Annotated in this window: 1 protein-coding gene; it reads left to right on the top strand. The window is 42.9% G+C overall.

Features of this window, described 5'->3' with window-relative positions; genetic code table 11:
* Positions 1–70: 70 nt before the first annotated feature.
* Positions 71–357: Ig-like domain-containing protein (locus tag ASE40_RS21990; protein ID WP_206742871.1), on the top strand; the 287-nt coding region annotated here is incomplete at both ends.

Raw genomic sequence — 357 nt, 5'->3', positions numbered from 1 at the left:
GGTAAGCTTCCCTTATGTGGTTACCGATGGAAGTCTGACAGCTTCAGCGAATATAGAAATCACTGTCNNNCAGTAAATGATGCTCCGTCAGCTGTAAAAGATATATATACAGTTGCAGAGGACAATACAGTTATTTTAACACCGCTTATCAACGACACAGATGCTGACGGAGATGCACTTTCTATTGTTTCAATCAACGGAACAGCATTAACAGGTTCAGCTCAGGTTATTGCCGTTCCAGACGGAACAGTTAATATTTCGGCTTCAGGAGTAATTACTTTTACGCCATCAGCTGACTTTAATTCGGCAGCACCGGTAAGCTTCCCTTATGTGGTTACCGATGGAACTCTTACAGCC

It is taken from the genome of Flavobacterium sp. Root935 (assembly GCF_001429295.1).
Taxonomy (GTDB): Bacteria; Bacteroidota; Bacteroidia; order Flavobacteriales; family Flavobacteriaceae; genus Flavobacterium.
Note: the sequence above shows the minus strand (reverse complement) of the source record. Positions and strands in the feature narration are given on the sequence as shown.